This window comes from Vreelandella olivaria (assembly GCF_023507745.1).
In the GTDB taxonomy this organism is placed as follows: domain Bacteria; phylum Pseudomonadota; class Gammaproteobacteria; order Pseudomonadales; family Halomonadaceae; genus Vreelandella; species Vreelandella olivaria_A.
Map to the genome: position 1 here is coordinate 1 of NZ_JALPZO010000007.1, position 1,194 is coordinate 1,194.

General features: G+C 50.1%; 3 protein-coding genes. All 3 read left to right on the forward strand.

The window, feature by feature from the left end; all coding sequences use genetic code 11:
* The coding region (locus HP566_RS21515) for an RHS repeat-associated core domain-containing protein (protein ID WP_284041241.1) at positions 1–695 on the forward strand (695 nt) is incomplete at its 5' end.
* On the forward strand, positions 688–897 hold the full coding sequence (locus HP566_RS00070) for a CorA family divalent cation transporter (RefSeq protein ID WP_249975215.1): 210 nt from the start codon (positions 688–690) through the stop codon (positions 895–897). The genes HP566_RS21515 and HP566_RS00070, both read left to right, overlap by 8 nt.
* Before the next feature lie 125 nt (positions 898–1,022).
* On the forward strand, positions 1,023–1,194 hold a 172-nt coding region (locus HP566_RS21800), incomplete at its 3' end, for an RHS repeat-associated core domain-containing protein (RefSeq protein WP_425348157.1).

Genomic DNA, 1,194 nt, shown 5'->3' on the forward strand with positions numbered 1-1,194 from the left:
ACTGGGCCGCCACCCGGAACGAACGCGGCAACACATCACAGCCGATCCGCTTCCAGGGCCAATGGCACGATGAAGAGAGTGGCCTCTACTACAACCGCCACCGCTACTACGACCCACAGCAGGGGCGGTATATCAGCCAGGACCCGATAGGGTTAATGGGGGGAGACAACCTTTACCAATATGCGGCGGCACCAAATTTAGAAGTCGAGCCTCTTGGTCTCAGAGGAGTCTATGGATTAGGGGGTGGGCCTTATAGTCAGTCGAATATGGTGAGGAGAACAGCCGCTCCTCAAGAACTAAATAGCAGAACTGTCGCTATGGGAGCAGATGCTGGAGGAGAGATTTTTGGTGGCATATTCGGCTCATCGTTATCGATAGGTAGACAACTCGATTCTCGTGGGCAAGTCTGCGCGGTATCAACTGCCTGCACGAAGCTGGGTATTGGGGCTTATGCAGGAGCTGGGATAACAGGTGGAGCATCGATCAATGACTCTGTAGAAACGGGCATATCTGAGAGTTGGGGCTTTTTCATGCAAGGTGGTAGCGGTCTAGCTTCTGGAGCATCAGCCAGTTTCGGCAATGGCGCTTTTGGAGCTGCAAAAGGTTTTATGGGTGTAGGCACAGGGGGCCCCGCCGGAGTTCAATTTTGCCGCATATCTACTGTATGCCCTGAGGAGTCTAGCGAAAGTGAATAAAAATACCAAGAAAGAAACTATTATTGTAGTGCTAACTTTTGTATTTGGAATCCTAGGCTTTGAACTAGCATTCTATTTCGGTGCTGAGAGTTTCGGAAAATTTATATTATTTATAAGTATTTCCACTGTAATAATATTCGTAATTATTGGAAACATAAAGTTTTGGTTTGGCAAAAAAACTCACGATAAAGTAAAAAAATGAGAACAATTATGTCAGCCATCAACTGCAGCCAATTAGTTAGTTTGACCACCTCACTCTATGTAGCCCAGTAACACTAGCAGTTGAGCAGAGGCATCTATACAATGCTCTAGGCCACCACCCACTCGATGCAACTGCTCTCCCCCACCGGCGAACCCCGCTGGCAGGCCCAGCCCGACGACTGGGCCGCCACCCGGAACGAACGCGGCAACACATCACAGCCGATCCGCTTCCAGGGCCAATGGCACGATGAAGAGAGTGGCCTCTACTACAACCGCCACCGCTACTACGACCCACAGC